The sequence below is a fragment of the Exiguobacterium sp. OS-77 genome, assembly GCF_000414195.2.
GTDB lineage: Bacteria > Bacillota > Bacilli > Exiguobacteriales > Exiguobacteriaceae > Exiguobacterium_A > Exiguobacterium_A indicum.
In genome coordinates, this window is the sequence record NZ_DF239008.1 from 2858942 (window position 1) to 2873439 (window position 14498).

Sequence of the window (14498 nt, forward strand, 5' to 3'; positions counted from 1 at the left end):
CACAAGACCTTTACACAAGCCGTACAACACCTTCATACATGTTGCTTTATCTCCTTCCGATAGGTACACGGGAGGAGATGTTTTTTATGCTTATGAAAAAACGATTATTAGCACAACAACTAAATGGATGGTTGATTCCGATCGTTGCCATCGGGCTGATCGTGATCAGCGGTCTCAGCGTTTACGCATCGTATCAACAATCCGTCGCAGCAACTGAGGAACGGCTGATGCGGGAGTTAACCATGTTCGACGCGAATGTCCGGGCAACGTTTCTTGCGTATCCGGATGACGCGACAGACCGCTCGCGTGCCATCAAACGATTGCAACAGCAACAGCGAACCGACTTATCACGTGACGACTATTCGATTCGCTTTCAAAGCCTGAAAACGAGTGAGGCGTTCCGACCGCTAACACTCGAACCGGCAAAACGAAAACAACTACTACAGCACTTAAAAACAGCCCGTACATATGCTTTTTCGAATCAAGACCAGTTTCTTGTCGCAATGACGATTCCGGAACTCGATGACGTCATCTTGCTGACGACTGATCGCGATAAATTAATCGCCCCTGCTCGCGATTTAGCTTGGACACTCGTCTGGGTCAGTGTGATTACGCTTGTTAGCATCAGTTTCTTGATTCGCTCACGAATTAGAAAACAACTCGCCCCACTATCGAAACTCGCCTTACAGATTGAAGAAGCGCATGCGAAGCGATCGTATCGTCCATTAACACTCAAAACGACGACCTTTGAATTACAACAACTCACGTTTCAATACAATCAATTAATGCAACAAATCGGAGATTTAACGGCTGAGATGCAACAAGCGAGTCAGGAACTCGAATCCGTCCAACCCCACTTTTCTTCGCGCTTATCTGCGATGGATCAATCGGTCCAAGCCGTCGATGAAGTCGCCGGTTCTTTACTTGCGCAATCGTCGCAAATGGATCAGACAATCGTCGCCTCGACACGTTTGACCGCTCAAGGGCACGATGCGTTAAGTGAGATGCAAACGACACTTCTCAACAGCCAACATGCCGTAACCCGTTTTCAACAGACTGTTCAGACGAATCACACGACACTTGAGACCTTACAAGAGGAAAGCCAGTTACTGAAGGAACAATCCGCGGCGACAGAGCAGATTTTGCAACAGACCTCACATCTACAGCAGCAAATGGAGACCTCAATCTCACACATCCAACGTGTCGCTGAAGAGACGCGCCGCTTGTCGCTGAACGCGCTGATTGAGGCAACCCGTGCCGGAGAAGCCGGTCGTGGCTTTATCGTCGTTGCCAAGGAAGTCGAAAAACTCGCAATCGATATCCGAACGAGTACAGATCACATCCGTCAAGTCAATCAGACATGGACGGCGGGACTCGATCAAGTCGAACAAGCCATCGTGCAGATGACCGAACGTTTTCTCTCAACATCGCAACAGCTCGAGACGGCAACGGCACACTTGCAACAAATGCTGACTGAAGCGACGACAATTGAGACGACACTGGGTACCGTCGAACAACAACGTCAAATCGTCGTCCACGTTCAGTCGAACATGCAGGAACATCTACAGTCCGTTCAGCAGTTGATGTCGGAGCTCTCTTCTTACAGCCAAGTCCTCGGTGATCAAATGCAACACCACGTCAACCAGCAGACGGAACTGAAGACACATAGTGCGGTACTCGAGTCACGCATCAGTTCGTTGCAACAGACCGTTCGCTCGAGTGAATCGCCATCTTAACAAAAGGAGCGCCTCCCATCTCTGGTAAGCGCTCCTTTCCTCTGTTCTCAGCCGATATAACGTGCTTCCTTTTTATCGATGATATTTCGAATCCGGTTCTCCGTCACCTGATACTGCTCTGCCAGCTGACGAATCGTCTTCCCTTTTTCATACTGCGCGCGAATAGTTCGAATCTGAAACGATGACAGCGTCACATGTTGACCTAACAAGAGATCAAACTCGCCCAGCAGTTCAGTATACTGTTGATCGATCGAAGGCAGGACGTCTAAGTTCGATAACTGATCGTCAGCCCGTTTGTCGTTGCGCCGGACGAGTTTCGCTTCCGTGACGTCAGCCGTTAGAAAAGCTTGTGCAACGAGTACACCGACCTGCACGCGTTCTCCTCGACCACGTTGATAAAGCGTGACTTTGCGATACCCTTCCCGATTGAGTCGCGGACGGAGCAAGACACCTTTTCGTCGTTGCTGGACACCGCGACACGTTACGATCGTCCGGTCGAGCGACCTTACGCGACCTAGCGATGAGACTTCATATATACCTATATAGCCGATGACGGCTTTCCATTGTTCTTGCATGATTGTCCTCCTTCAGACAAGGACACGACAGGACTTCATATCTGAATTATATCAAATTACGAACAAACGTTCTAGTGATGTCACTCGTCGGAATGTGCTATTCTTAGCAGAAAAAGGAAATGAGGTTCGTCCATGAAATTTGTCTTATTACTTGGTCCGCAAGCGGTCGGAAAGATGACGATCGGTCAGGAAATCGAACGGTTGACGGAGATGAAAGTTTTCCATAACCACCAGACAATCGATCTGTTATTGCCTTATTTTGATTTCTCTGAACCTGCACACCATCGCCTAAAAGATACGATCCGGCGCGAGATGTTCAAGGAAATGGCGAACAGCTCGCTCGAAGGTGTCCTGTTTACGTTCCTCTGTCTATTCGGCGTCGAAGGCGGCGGTCTTGAGTTCATCGAAGAGACAGTTGAGTTATTCGAACAAGCAGGTGCTGACGTCTACATCGTTGAACTCGATGCGCCGGTCGCAACTCGCCTGCACCGAAACACGACTGAAAACCGATTGACGCACAAAGTAACGAAGCGTGATCTCGCCGCTTCTGAACAAGACTTACGCGAGACGGCGGATGGATACCGAACACGCTCGCTGCCAGGCGAACTACCAGACGTTAACTATCTCTTCCTCGATACGGAACAATTAAGTGCACGTGAAAGTGCAGAAACGATTTGCGATCATTTCAACTGGTCCAAAACAACGGTCTAATCACAAACAAGCCCCGTCCTGCTTAAGCAGGCGGGGCTTTAATGATAGAGTTTGCGTTCATATCGATTCGCCTGCAACTGAAATCCGTTCCGACGCCAGACCGCCGCACTGCCCGCTTCGCCGTAAACATACGTCAGTAATAACGTCCGTGCGAGATACGACAAAATCGACGTCAACGCTTCTGTAATGTATCCGTGCTGATCATCCTCATCAGTCGTCGTATAACGTAAGTTTCCGGTCGATGCATTCCATGTGAAGGTAATCGTCCCGACAATCGTTTTCTCACGCAACGCATGCAACGTCCACTTGCAACCCGATTCTTCATCCGTTGCTTCGACAAACAATCGTGACGTCGTAAAATCCGGATGTCGTCCTTTCATTCAGCTCTCCTCCTCGACCTCAAACGTTGCTGTCGCGTAAACCTCTCCGTTAATTAAAATCGTTAATGTATGTGTACCAGGATAATGGACACGCGTCGTCATGTTCCGAAACGATTGGCGTCGTTCAACTTGTAAGACACCTTTAACTTCCCGCTCCCGCAGTTGAAACACCTTCCGACTCGTTCCACGTTGTTTGACGTAATCGATCGCGTATTCAAGACGCAGACGTTGCTCGACGGAACTGTTTACTTGAAACGAAAACTGTAACTCTTGACCAATCGTCACTGGTGAGACGACCAAGTCCGTCACCTCGACCTCACCTTGCGTAACGTGTCCGAACAACTGTAATACTTCTGGATTTCCGCGCTTCAGTAACGTCCGGGAAGCGTGACGTAAAATCCAGTCTGTATTCGGATCTGTTCCTAAGTGACGTTCGATTCGCTCGATCAGGTATTCCGGATGTGTCTTTGAAATATCGTTCAAGTGATTGGCGACACTTTTTCGGACGTAAAGTGACGGATCCTGTAGTAAGGCGTCAAGAATCGGTAACGCCGGACGCGGATCAGCAATCAAACGCGGAATCGCTTGTCCCCACGGCAGACGCGGGCGTGTTCCTTCAGACGCTAAGCGCCGGACGTGTTCATCGTCTGATGTTGTCCATTTAAGTGCCTGCTCGAGGAAACGTTCCTGATCAGCAAGTAAAAAGCGACGAACGGCGAACTCCGACGTCGAATGTTGCGTCAACTTGGCAAGTATCTCTATCGCAAGCGTCCAGTCAGAAAGGTCTGCCGTTCGTTCGACATACTCTGGAAAAACAATTCCCGGTAGCCCAGTAAACTGCGGTGCGAGTCGCTCTAGCTCCGACACCGAGTCCGGAAACGGTGGCAAGATCGTCTCCAGCGTCTCCGCCACACGACGGACACGTTGTTTAAACGCGAGTTCTTCCCAGTCTCCCTGCTCGACTCGTCTTCGAAAATCCGGTACATCGACCGCTGCTCCTAAGCGGTCGAGCCAACTCGGTGAAAATACATCTTTAATCAAACTCATCCTTCATCCAGTCCTCTCTGTGTGCGCTCCAGTTTGAGCAATGTTTCCTTGCGTGCGAGTCCACCCGCGTATCCACCTAAATCTCCATTCGTCCGAATGACCCGATGGCACGGAATGACGATTGCCAGTTGGTTCGCTCCATTCGCTCGTGCGACGGCACGAACAGCAGTCGGTTGACCGATCCGGATCGCCAGCTCTTGGTACGAGATCGTCTCCCCACTCGGAATCCGCTCGAGTTCTTCCCAGACGCGGCGTTGAAATGGTGTCCCGTACCGCATCAGTGGCGTCTGAAACGATACCGGCTCTCCTTTGAAGTAACGACGGAGCTCCGCTTCGATCTGTCCAAAGACCGGTGATTCCCCGGGAACGATGACAGCGCGCGCTTTTTGACGTAATTGTTCGATTTCCCGCTCCAGTCCACGTCGGTCGACGAACTCGAGCAGATGTAAGAGTTGATCGTCGGCAATCGCCAGCATCGAACCGAGTGGTGTATCAAGCCATTTCGCGCGTAAGACCTGCCCGTCAAAGCGCGACGGTGCCTGCCCGAGAATCCGTGCTGACGCCTCACGAAAACCACTACTCGATTCATAACCTCCAGCCAACTGCCCTTCGATGATCGGCTTACCGGTCCGGATCTCCTTCATCGCAAGCCCCATCCGTCGTGCCCGAGCATACGCGACGAACGTCATTCCGAAGCGTTTCTTGAACTGGCGGCGTGCCGTTGATTCATCGAGACCAAGTGCTCGAAAATCGGCTTCCTTGAATCGTTTGTCTGGTTCTGCCTCGACCGCTTCGATCAAGCGTTGAATCGTACCATGATCGCCGGGATAAGCAAGCGGATGACAACGACGGCACGGTCGATAAGAGGCAAGTAATGCCTCTTGCGCCGTCTCAAAAAACTCACAGTTCTCTGCTTTCGGTTTTCGTGCCGGACACGTCGGACGGCAAAAGATGCCGGTCGTCTTGACACCAACAAAAAACGTTCCTTCGTACGTCGCGTCCCGGCGAACGAGCGCTTCATAATACGTGTGATGTTCCATCGCCTTCCCCTCCTTTGTCCTTAGTATACCGGCTTGTCCGGTCATCATGTCGCCGAAAATCAGGCATTGATATGTTTAAGATTCACTTAAGAAACATCGTCCTGTTTTCGAAAGGGACGATGTGCATACTACATGATATACTCAACGGAAAGTAGGGTTTTCATGTTTGATTTCTTAAAAGAAGCACTTCACGCACCACTCCGTGTCGGAGCCATCGCACCGAGCAGTCCACGTCTGGCTGAAATGATGGCACGACGCGCCGTCGCCGATCGTCCACGCCAAATTCTTGAAGTCGGAGCGGGTGACGGAGCGATCACCAAAGCTTTACTGGCCGCTCGTTCACCGGAGACACATCTCTTGATTTGTGAACGGAGCGAAACGTTCCGCCCGGCACTCGAGCAGTTGCTAGCTCAAGAAACGAATGTCACTCTCTTCATTGGTGACGTTCAAGGATTATCCGATTCATGGAGCGAACAGATCGACGTCATCGTCAGTGGTCTCCCGTTCGCGTCGTTCCCGGCAGCGTTGCGGCATGACTTATTAGCACAATTCCAAACGTTACTACGACCAGGCGGTCACTTCATCGCCTTTCAATACACCCGGTTCCAGTTCAAGATGTTCCGGGACTATTTCCAAGAACACAGTTATTCGCACACGCTCTACAATCTGCCCCCGGCTTATGTTTTCGAGGGGGTACAACAGGAGGAATCTACACATGCCCACGCTCTTGATCGTTGACGATGAAGCAGACATCCGTCAATTGCTTCGACTGTATTTAACCAATGAAGGGTACGAGATCCTCGAAGCCGAAAATGGTGAGGAAGCGTTAGCGACTCTTGCAACGCGTCCAGTTGATGCGATGTTACTCGACGTGATGATGCCCGTTCGCGATGGCTTCTCGACCGTTCAAGCTGCGCGCGCTGCCGGTCACACGTTACCCGTCTTGATGCTGACAGCGAAACGCGAAGACATGGATAAAATTCAAGGTTTGACCTTCGGGGCGGACGATTACATCGGTAAACCGTTCAATCCGCTTGAAGTCGTCGCCCGCGTCAAGGCGCTGTTACGCCGCGTCAGTCAGTATCATGTCCCGACTACTGCTTCAGCGATTCAGGTCGGTCCGTTCACACTCAAAGAAGACGAACGCGTCATCTTTAAATACGATGTACCGCTCGCCCTGACACGCCGTGAATTTGATTGCCTGGCGCTCTTTTTGAGTCACCCCCGTCGTGTCTTCTCGGCTGAAGACCTGTATGAACGGGTTTGGCAGGAGGAAGCACTTGGTTCCGCGTCGAACGCTGTCATGGTCCTGATCCATAAGCTCCGCGACAAGATTGAGGATGTCCCGAAAGAACCGCGCCACCTCCAGACGGTCTGGGGCGTTGGTTATAAGGTTGAGCCATGAGACGGATCAAACTAACTGTTTGGATGCTCGTCTTACTCTTACTCGCCGCGGTTTTAAGTACGGCACTCGCCTGGTTGCTTGCGAGTCAGTTGCCGCTCGGTACGAAGACGGTTCCTCGGTACTATTACACGACAGAGCAAGAAGTCGTCCAAGACGTAAAACGTGATATCGCCCGTTACGAAAACGGGCAATCACCGAACGGTCCTTACGAGTGGGCCGTTTACAGTGCCGATAGTCGTCGCCTCGATGCATCTGACAAGTTTCCGGAAGACTTGACGCCCAGCCGGTTACTCGCTGCTCAAACACCGACGGAGCGAGAGCCGTCCGACATAGGAACGATCCGGACATTGCACCACATCGAAGCGATTTCCCTACCAAATGGGGCGTCCGGTTTTTTCCTGACGGTACAGACAGATAAACCGAGACTCAATGAATATCAAATCGGGAATTCGAACGCCTTCTTCGTTTTACAAGTCGTCTTGTTCATCCTCTTTTTACTACTCTTGACGCGTTGGATTGCCGGATTGTTCCGGGAACTCGAGCGACGACTCGAACGGTTGACGGTCGAACCGCCACCAACTGAATCACTCCCACCGGTCAGAGGACCGAAGGAGTTTAAACTGTTCGCCCAATCGATCGAACGAATCGAACAGGAACTCCGAACGTTACGGATGCGTGATCAGGAGCGGTTCGTAGAACAGTTGCGCTTGATCACTAGTCTTTCGCATGACTTACGGACACCCTTGACCTCAATCCAAGGTTTCATCCAGTGGCTGACGGAAAAACATGAGACGTTATCCGCGACAGAACGCGCGGAACTTCTAGCGATCGTCACCCGCCAGTCGGAAACGCTCGCTGCCCGGATCGATGAACTGTTCACGCTCGCTAAATTATCGAACACCGATTATCCAGTCGAACGGACATCGCTTGATCTCGTCACACTGACGGAACAAGTCCTGGAACTGTTTCCTGGCACTTCTTCTACTGTCAATGGTCCTGCACACGCGACTCTCTTCGCCGATCCGATGCTCTTACGGCGCTTGCTTGAGAATTTGATTCGCAATGCGACGCTTCACGGGACCGGTGATCTTCGGATTACCATCAACGACGACGCAGAAGGTATCCAGCTGATCTGTTCAAATGCGATTGAATCGACTTATACGCTAGAGGAACTAAACGAATGGCTAACACCGTTCGGGACGTCCGATGCTTCCCGCTCGTCTGGTGGCTCCGGCATCGGTCTGTCGATTGTTCAGCAAATCATGGCGCGTCATGCGGGGAACGTCGCGTTGACTTCACAAGACAACCGCTTCATCGTGACCTGTCGTTTTCCACATATTTCATAAGCCTGCATCCGATGTGCGCATCGGGTGCTTTTTTGGTCAGGTTGTTACTTCTTAGACACTTCTTTGAAATTGGAATTCGATACACTAAAGACTGTTAGAAATTAGTTGTCGTTTTAAAGGAGTTGTTCGTGTCTTATGAAATCCTCGTCTCGTTCGATTACATATATGCCAGGGCTTGATGGCTTACGTGCCTTCGCTGTTCTATCTGTCATTCTCTACCATCTGTCGGTTTCATTCTTCTCCGGTGGTTTCCTCGGTGTTGATCTCTTTTTCGTCCTATCCGGTTATCTGATTACCGGTCTCTTGTTACGCGAGTGGCAGACGACCGGACGCCTCGATTTGAAACGATTTTGGATTCATCGCTTCCGTCGCCTGTTCCCGGCCCTATTCGTCATGCTGTTACTCGTTCTCGGGTACGTAACCATCTTTGAACGCGAACTGTTGCATACGGTTCGCCAAGATAGTGCCTTTGCGCTCATTTACGGGACGAACTGGTGGTATATCTTCCATGACGTCTCCTATTTCGAGTCGTTCGGTAAGCCATCACCGATTCAAAACCTTTGGTCGCTCGCAATCGAGGAGCAGTTCTACCTGCTATTCCCGATCTTACTTTGGTTCGGAATGAAAAATCGTCGCTTGTTCCTGCAATTGATGGGCGTTGCGATCGGTGCATCCGTGCTTGCGATGGCGATTCAGTTCACACCTGGTGAAGATCCAAGTCGTGTCTACTATGGCACGGATACTCGGTTATTCGCCCTATTGATTGGGAGTCTACTCGCTTTCGCGTGGCAACCAACCCGCTTTAAGCTCGATATCCCAAAACGTGGTGTCCGATTACTGAATCAAATAGGTGCCGTTACTTTGCCACTCTTGCTTATATTGATGATTGTCACAAGTGAGTTCGGAAGCTTCTTATACCGGGGTGGCTTTTTCCTTGTCGCCGTCCTTGCTGCACTAATAATTGCTACAATTGCTCATCCGGCGTCGATTTGGAGTCAATGGTTTGCGCATCCAGCACTTGTTGCGATCGGTAAACGATCGTACGGTCTATATCTGTGGCATTTTCCCGTCATCACACTGATAACGCCAGTCGAGCAAATCGGCACGTTCTCATTACTTCGGACCGTATTGATCGTCGTCGTGCTTGTCGCCTTAACTGAAGCATCGTATCGCTTTATCGAACGTCCGATTCGTCAGCACGGACTATCCGGTTATTTAGAACGTCTGTCGTTACATCCGCGACAGTTACGTCAGTTTTCAACGATGCAGTGGACGAGTGTTGCCGTGTTGACGATTCTCATCGTCAGCTTCATCGGTAACTTATCGATTCTTGCTGTCTCCGATACGCCGAAGCCAGAACCTGCCTTTCATAAGGTAGCGGCACCAAAAGAAAAACCGAAGCCGATCCTGAAACCGACGACACCAAAAGCAAAGCCCGATCAGCGAAAAATCTGTCGACCGACGCTTGCGATCGGGGACTCGGTCTTACTCGGTGTCGAAGATTATCTCGGCAGTACGCTCAAGCAATTGACGATTGATGCGAAACTCGGTCGTCAGCTGCGAGAAGCGATTCCGCTGAGTGAGCAGTATGCCGCGTATAATCGACATGGACGCCAAGTCATTCTCCACCTCGGAACGAACGGTAGCTTCCGAAAGGATCAGTTGAACAGTTTGCTCGATCAATTCGCAAATGCCGATCACGTCTATCTGGTCACTGCACGCGTCCCGCGTCCGTGGGAAGCAGAGGTCAATCAGATGTTACGCGAGGCATCGAAACGGAAGCGAGTCGAACTGATCGACTGGCATGCTGTTGCCGTCAAACATCCATCTTACTTCGAAGCAGATGGTGTCCATTTGAATATCAAGGGCGCACGTGCCTATTCGAAGATTCTTGCGAAAGCAACGAATTGCGCTGTTTCAACGAAATAAGACCACGTCAAACAAGGTAGCGGAACGATCCGCTACCTTGTTTTTTATACTCATCCTGTCGCTAGCAACCCAAGATAAATCAAACTGACGCTGAATAAACTCAGCAAGATACCCACTGCATGCCGACGATATCCGAGTAAAAGCAGTGGTAAGGTTGCAATCCCCATCATCAAAACCCATCCATTCCCCACTGGATCACCGGTCGGTAGTTGCCCTAGCGTCGGTTGTTCGAGACGGCTGAGTGAAGCACTCGCCATGAACAGCAATACTAAAATGATACTCTCCATCCGGAGTAACGGACGCGGATCGTACGTTGAGTCAAAACGCAACCGACGCCGAACAAGCGTGCCATTACAGAAAGCATAGAACAAAAGCGGTAACAATAAAAGGTGCTTCAGCAACAACGCTTGACCGTATGGCACGCCCCAGAGATTCGGATAACGTTCAAGCGGAATCGCCAGTTGCATCAGTAACAGCCCTGACAGGATGACACCCGTAAAGGCGATCCGGGCAAACGGACTGAACCAACTTAAAAAGGCAGACCAATGAACGGTCGAGCGAGCACCGATGGCTACCCAAAACACGACACCGATCCAAGCTGTCACACATAAGAAGTGACTAAACTGAAGCGTCCACCCGAGCGCACCGTATTTGGCCGCCGCGTGACTCGTTCCTGCGATGCCAATCCATAACGGGATCGTCAAGAGTGCGAGCAGGATGGATCGTCGCTTTTGCCATGCGAATACGATCAATAGGAGTAAAGCAGAGAAGTAAACGACAAGAAACATCCGACCGATATGCAACTCCAGTAATCCTGTTCGAAGAGCCTCTGTCATCGTTTGCGTCGAAAGTAGAAAACGAACGGCACCAAAGACCGGGATGCTCGTTCCAAGAACGAGCATCCCGAGTCCCGCTACCGCCCACGACGTACCGTCCATTAATAGCGGTTTTCGTTTCGTTGGGATGAAGCATAATACCAAATAGCCCATCCAAAGCGCTCCACCCATATAGACGAGTAGTTCTCCTAGAAACGCACTCATGTCGAACGACGACGTAACACGAGAAGGATGACGATACTGATTAACAGTCCCCCGACGATCCATGGGAGCAGTGTCGGAACGAGTCCTTTTGAAACAGGCTCTGCTTCAGGAACGACTGCTGCTTTTTTTTCCATCGGCTCAGCCTTTTCTACAGTGCTTGTTTCAGCTTTTGCCGCACCCAGTACCGTAAAACGGATCGTTCCTTTCACGGGATGACCATCATCTGAAATCGACGCCCACTTGATCGTGTATTTTCCTTCCGTTAAAGGCTCTGAGACGACAGCACTCAGTTCATTTCCGATGATAAGTGGTTTCGCAAGGGCTTGTTCAACTCCATTCGCGTCTACTACACGTAAGGTGCTCGTTTTTTCAACAGCCTCACTGAACGTCAAGCGGATCCGATTGACGGGTTCAGATAATGCCGATCCATCTGCCGGATTCGAGCTTTTTAAACTCGTGTGTGCTTCGACCGATATGGGCAACAGACAAATGAGGAACAGAAGGGCAAATCGGATGATGCGCATGTCGTTTACCTCCTTTCTGCTTGATGTGTACAAGAAAACCCGCTGTCACCAGCGGGTCGTCCTTTATTGTTGCGGGCGACGACGGAGTGCGAAGAATCCAAGGATCGATGCTGCTGCGATACCAAGCAGTGACCAGACGATACCTGTCGTCGATGCTTTTTCTTGCATACCACCGAGACCAGTGTTCGGCATTCCAGATGGTGCACCTTTGAATTTATCTGGGAACTGATCGACGATTGCTGTCGCAGTCCCTTCCCCTACACCGTACATATGCGCGTACGCTTCACGAATCGCTGGGTACGTTTTGTCGTAATCTTTTTCATTATAGCTATTGAAAGCAAGCAAGAGTTGGTCAATGTGAACCTTTAATCCTTCTTCCAAATCTTTCGCTTTCAAACGTCCTTCTGTTGCTGCATCGAGGAATGCTGCCTGTTCAACACGGTACTCATCAAGTTCCTTCACAGCCATGTCGCGTGCTTGATCATCTTTCGCACCTGTTGCTTTGACATAGTCAACGAAGTAGCCGATGTGGCTCGACCAAATCTTCTTGAATTGTTGCGCTGCTTCACTACCATAAACAGAGCCAATCGAAGCTGTCAGGTCATCCGTATTTTGATTCAAGGCACCGGCCGCAGCGTCAAAGTCTTTTGCTCCGTCAATTCCTTTTTGCATCGCGAGCACTGCAAGCGCCGCGTGTTCAGAGAAGTTTCGGTTCAGTCCGGCACGAAGATCAGCTGCTGGTGTATCAACTTTCGTATTTTTGAATTTATCTGGGTACTGATCGACGATCGCACCAGATAACCCTTCTCCCACCATATACATATGCTCGATTGCTTTACGTAGATTACTGTAGGCAGCATCATAATCACCAGCAACGTAGCTATCAAACGATGTTAACAGTTGCGTGATATGGACTTTTAGTCCTGCTTCGAGATCCGCTGCCTTCAGACGTCCTTCCGTTGCTTTATCGAGGAACGCAGCCTGTTCGACACGATACTCATCAAGCTCTTTCAATGCTTTTTGTTTCGCGTCTTCGTCCTTGGCACCAGTTGCTTTGACGTAATCGACGAAGTAACCGATATGGCTCGCCCAGATTTCTTTGAAGGCAGCGCCTGCTTCTTCCCCGTAGACGGAACCAACAGCTGCCGCTAAATCATCCGTGTTTTGATTCAAGGCACCGGCTGCCTGCTCAAAATCTTCTTTACCATCAATTCCTTTTTGCATCGCAACGACTGCGAGATACGCGTGTTCAGATAGAATTTGATCGAGTGTCGCTCGTAAATCCGATGCTGGAGATGAGACATCGAGGGAGACTTTCCCTGAACTGTGAGACATCTTACTATGGTCCTCATGACCATGTGCACTAACACCTGCTGCTGGAATCAACAATGCGGCACTAAGCGGAACAGCGAGATACGACTTTTTCATCTTCATCTTATGAACACCCCTTTGATTTTTTGGACTTCACATAGATAACGTAAGGAGTTCACGAATGGTTTTATCTTTTTACATTTTTTATTTAAAATATTTTTTCTAACGAAATAAACTTATGCAGCACTTTCATTATTTTTTAGTTTTTATTTACTCATTTCGCGAAACAGCCAACTTATTTTCTAATCATTTCATTAGAATCTTCTTATAACCTCATCTTTTATCTTTTATAGAACAGGAGTGGACTTATGAAACGGATTGTCATTGGCGCAGTACTTGCTTCGCTCGTCGTCTCGCAAGCAGTTGGACCTGTCGAAGCAAAAAGTAAAGCGAAGAAGAAACCTGTCGTGCAAGTCGATCGAGACAAAAATGGGATTCCAGATGCTTGGCAAAAACAATATCATTTGGGATATGGAAAACAAGTCGCAACAAAAGATCACGATCGCGACGGTTTGATGAATGTACAAGAGTATCAACTTCGCCTCAACCCCACTAAATCGGATTCGGACCGCGACGGAATCAAGGATGGGAAAGAGGATTCGGACCGCGACTTACTTACGAATCAACAAGAATACACAGCGCATCTAAATCCATTGAAGAAGGATTCCGATCAAGATGGTATTTCTGATGATAAAGAAGACCAAGATCAGGATCGATTGACGACACGAGAAGAATTCATCGTGGGTACGCAGCCACTGAAAAATGATTCAGATCGTGACGGCATCAAAGATAACGAAGAGGACCGCGATCAAGATACGCTTCTGAATGAAGACGAATTCGAACTTGGTTCTGATCCAACCAAAGCAGACAGCGATCAGGACGGGACTCGAGATGATCAGGAAGATACGGATCACGACGGGGTTCAGAATAATCAAGAACTCAAACGGATCATGATCAAAGTGACGGATACGAATAAGAAAAAGTTCGAGTGGCGTTACAGTAATGAACATCAACGGAAAGAATTGCGCTTTAAAGACGAGATCGGTATTACTGACGTTGCGACGTTAAAAGATCGTCTTCTCGTCACACCATCGATGACGGAAGAAGAATTATTAACGTTAGTCGCACAGGCACTTCAATTGCCAAACATCAAAACGTTACACGTCCAGATCAAGTTCTATAATGGACAGGAACTCGAATCAGAAGATGAGCACTCGGATGACGATGATTCTTCGGATGACTCAGAAGATGATGATCAAGATGATGATTCAGACGATCATGGAGACGATGACGGGGATGATCACGGAGATCATGGTGATGACGATTAATCGTCTATACGAAAAATGAGAGGACGGAATAGTATTCCACCCTCTCATTTTTTATTTCCTTATTCT

Annotated in this window: 14 protein-coding genes; 7 read left to right on the forward strand and 7 right to left on the reverse strand. The window is 49.5% G+C overall.

Translation table 11 applies throughout. From position 1 onward, the window contains the following. The first annotated feature begins 86 nt into the window (after positions 1 to 86). Positions 87 to 1736, forward strand: coding sequence for a methyl-accepting chemotaxis protein (locus EXG77_RS14575; RefSeq protein ID WP_035399135.1), 1650 nt, complete (start codon positions 87 to 89; stop codon positions 1734 to 1736). 47 nt (positions 1737 to 1783) lie between these two features. Here EXG77_RS14575 and EXG77_RS14580 read toward each other — a convergent pair whose 3' ends face one another. Further along, positions 1784 to 2311 (reverse strand): NUMOD4 domain-containing protein, encoded by a 528-nt coding sequence (locus tag EXG77_RS14580; RefSeq protein ID WP_052017219.1) that lies wholly within the window; start codon positions 2309 to 2311, stop codon positions 1784 to 1786. Between the two features lie 132 nt (positions 2312 to 2443). Here EXG77_RS14580 and EXG77_RS14585 point away from each other — a divergent pair, with 132 nt between their 5' ends. Then, entirely contained in the window at positions 2444 to 3022 is a 579-nt protein-coding gene (locus EXG77_RS14585) for an AAA family ATPase (RefSeq protein WP_035399136.1), read from the forward strand. 38 nt (positions 3023 to 3060) lie between these two features. On the opposite strand, the gene EXG77_RS14590 is transcribed toward EXG77_RS14585, so the two are convergent. The 3 genes from EXG77_RS14590 to EXG77_RS14600 are packed head-to-tail and all read right to left on the reverse strand — an operon-like array spanning position 3061 to position 5489. After that, entirely contained in the window at positions 3061 to 3402 is a 342-nt protein-coding gene (locus EXG77_RS14590) for a GNAT family N-acetyltransferase (RefSeq protein ID WP_052017220.1), read from the reverse strand. Beyond that, positions 3403 to 4449 carry a DNA alkylation repair protein gene (locus EXG77_RS14595; RefSeq protein WP_035399137.1) on the reverse strand — a complete coding sequence of 349 codons (1047 nt, stop codon included), beginning with the start codon at positions 4447 to 4449 and terminating at the stop codon, positions 3403 to 3405. It lies immediately after the preceding gene. Continuing rightward, positions 4446 to 5489: a bifunctional transcriptional activator/DNA repair enzyme AdaA gene (locus EXG77_RS14600; protein WP_087681842.1), complete on the reverse strand. Its 1044-nt coding sequence runs from the start codon at positions 5487 to 5489 to the stop codon at positions 4446 to 4448. The genes EXG77_RS14595 and EXG77_RS14600 overlap by 4 nt, the downstream gene beginning before the upstream one ends. 162 nt (positions 5490 to 5651) lie before the next feature. Here EXG77_RS14600 and EXG77_RS14605 point away from each other — a divergent pair, with 162 nt between their 5' ends. The 4 genes from EXG77_RS14605 (at position 5652) to EXG77_RS14620 (ending at position 10169) form a co-directional block, all read left to right on the forward strand. Next, positions 5652 to 6227: a class I SAM-dependent methyltransferase gene (locus EXG77_RS14605; protein WP_035399138.1), complete on the forward strand. Its 576-nt coding sequence runs from the start codon at positions 5652 to 5654 to the stop codon at positions 6225 to 6227. Further along, positions 6205 to 6894: a response regulator transcription factor gene (locus EXG77_RS14610; RefSeq protein ID WP_023466854.1), complete on the forward strand. Its 690-nt coding sequence runs from the start codon at positions 6205 to 6207 to the stop codon at positions 6892 to 6894. The genes EXG77_RS14605 and EXG77_RS14610 overlap by 23 nt, the downstream gene beginning before the upstream one ends. Then, positions 6891 to 8240, forward strand: a complete 1350-nt coding sequence (locus tag EXG77_RS14615) for a sensor histidine kinase KdpD (protein ID WP_035399139.1) — start codon at positions 6891 to 6893, stop codon at positions 8238 to 8240. Before EXG77_RS14610 ends, EXG77_RS14615 begins: the two co-directional genes overlap by 4 nt. Before the next feature lie 135 nt (positions 8241 to 8375). Next, positions 8376 to 10169 (forward strand): acyltransferase family protein, encoded by a 1794-nt coding sequence (locus tag EXG77_RS14620; RefSeq protein ID WP_035399140.1) that lies wholly within the window; start codon positions 8376 to 8378, stop codon positions 10167 to 10169. Between the two features lie 50 nt (positions 10170 to 10219). Here the strand turns inward: EXG77_RS14620 and EXG77_RS14625 are convergent, their stop codons facing one another. The 3 genes from EXG77_RS14625 to EXG77_RS14635 form a co-directional block, all read right to left on the reverse strand. Beyond that, the gene (locus tag EXG77_RS14625) at positions 10220 to 11272 is read right to left on the reverse strand and encodes a copper resistance D family protein (RefSeq protein ID WP_081637447.1); all 1053 of its coding nucleotides are present in this window, start codon (positions 11270 to 11272) and stop codon (positions 10220 to 10222) included. After that, a complete protein-coding gene (locus EXG77_RS14630; protein ID WP_052017221.1) occupies positions 11206 to 11733 on the reverse strand; it encodes a copper resistance CopC family protein in 528 nt (175 codons plus the stop codon). The genes EXG77_RS14625 and EXG77_RS14630 overlap by 67 nt, the downstream gene beginning before the upstream one ends. 63 nt (positions 11734 to 11796) lie before the next feature. Continuing rightward, complete coding sequence (locus EXG77_RS14635) at positions 11797 to 13167, reverse strand: hypothetical protein (protein WP_023466846.1); 1371 nt, start codon at positions 13165 to 13167, stop codon at positions 11797 to 11799. 245 nt (positions 13168 to 13412) lie between these two features. Between EXG77_RS14635 and EXG77_RS14640 the strand changes: the two genes are divergently transcribed. After that, positions 13413 to 14432 carry a hypothetical protein gene (locus EXG77_RS14640; RefSeq protein ID WP_052017222.1) on the forward strand — a complete coding sequence of 340 codons (1020 nt, stop codon included), beginning with the start codon at positions 13413 to 13415 and terminating at the stop codon, positions 14430 to 14432. Positions 14433 to 14498: the final 66 nt, after the last annotated feature.

What these genes read in the sequence shown, in the direction of transcription:
- EXG77_RS14580 (WP_052017219.1), bottom strand. Translation starts at nt 2,311, where the DNA reads ATGCAAGAACAATGGAAAGCCGTCATCGGCTATATAGGTATATATGAA.
- EXG77_RS14625 (WP_081637447.1), bottom strand. Translation starts at nt 11,272, where the DNA reads ATGGATCGTCGGGGGACTGTTAATCAGTATCGTCATCCTTCTCGTGTT.
- EXG77_RS14635 (WP_023466846.1), bottom strand. Translation starts at nt 13,167, where the DNA reads ATGAAGATGAAAAAGTCGTATCTCGCTGTTCCGCTTAGTGCCGCATTG.
- EXG77_RS14590 (WP_052017220.1), bottom strand. Translation starts at nt 3,402, where the DNA reads ATGAAAGGACGACATCCGGATTTTACGACGTCACGATTGTTTGTCGAA.
- EXG77_RS14605 (WP_035399138.1), top strand. Translation starts at nt 5,652, where the DNA reads ATGTTTGATTTCTTAAAAGAAGCACTTCACGCACCACTCCGTGTCGGA.
- EXG77_RS14640 (WP_052017222.1), top strand. Translation starts at nt 13,413, where the DNA reads ATGAAACGGATTGTCATTGGCGCAGTACTTGCTTCGCTCGTCGTCTCG.
- EXG77_RS14615 (WP_035399139.1), top strand. Translation starts at nt 6,891, where the DNA reads ATGAGACGGATCAAACTAACTGTTTGGATGCTCGTCTTACTCTTACTC.
- EXG77_RS14630 (WP_052017221.1), bottom strand. Translation starts at nt 11,733, where the DNA reads ATGCGCATCATCCGATTTGCCCTTCTGTTCCTCATTTGTCTGTTGCCC.
- EXG77_RS14575 (WP_035399135.1), top strand. Translation starts at nt 87, where the DNA reads ATGCTTATGAAAAAACGATTATTAGCACAACAACTAAATGGATGGTTG.
- EXG77_RS14595 (WP_035399137.1), bottom strand. Translation starts at nt 4,449, where the DNA reads ATGAGTTTGATTAAAGATGTATTTTCACCGAGTTGGCTCGACCGCTTA.
- EXG77_RS14600 (WP_087681842.1), bottom strand. Translation starts at nt 5,489, where the DNA reads ATGGAACATCACACGTATTATGAAGCGCTCGTTCGCCGGGACGCGACG.
- EXG77_RS14610 (WP_023466854.1), top strand. Translation starts at nt 6,205, where the DNA reads ATGCCCACGCTCTTGATCGTTGACGATGAAGCAGACATCCGTCAATTG.
- EXG77_RS14585 (WP_035399136.1), top strand. Translation starts at nt 2,444, where the DNA reads ATGAAATTTGTCTTATTACTTGGTCCGCAAGCGGTCGGAAAGATGACG.
- EXG77_RS14620 (WP_035399140.1), top strand. Translation starts at nt 8,376, where the DNA reads ATGAAATCCTCGTCTCGTTCGATTACATATATGCCAGGGCTTGATGGC.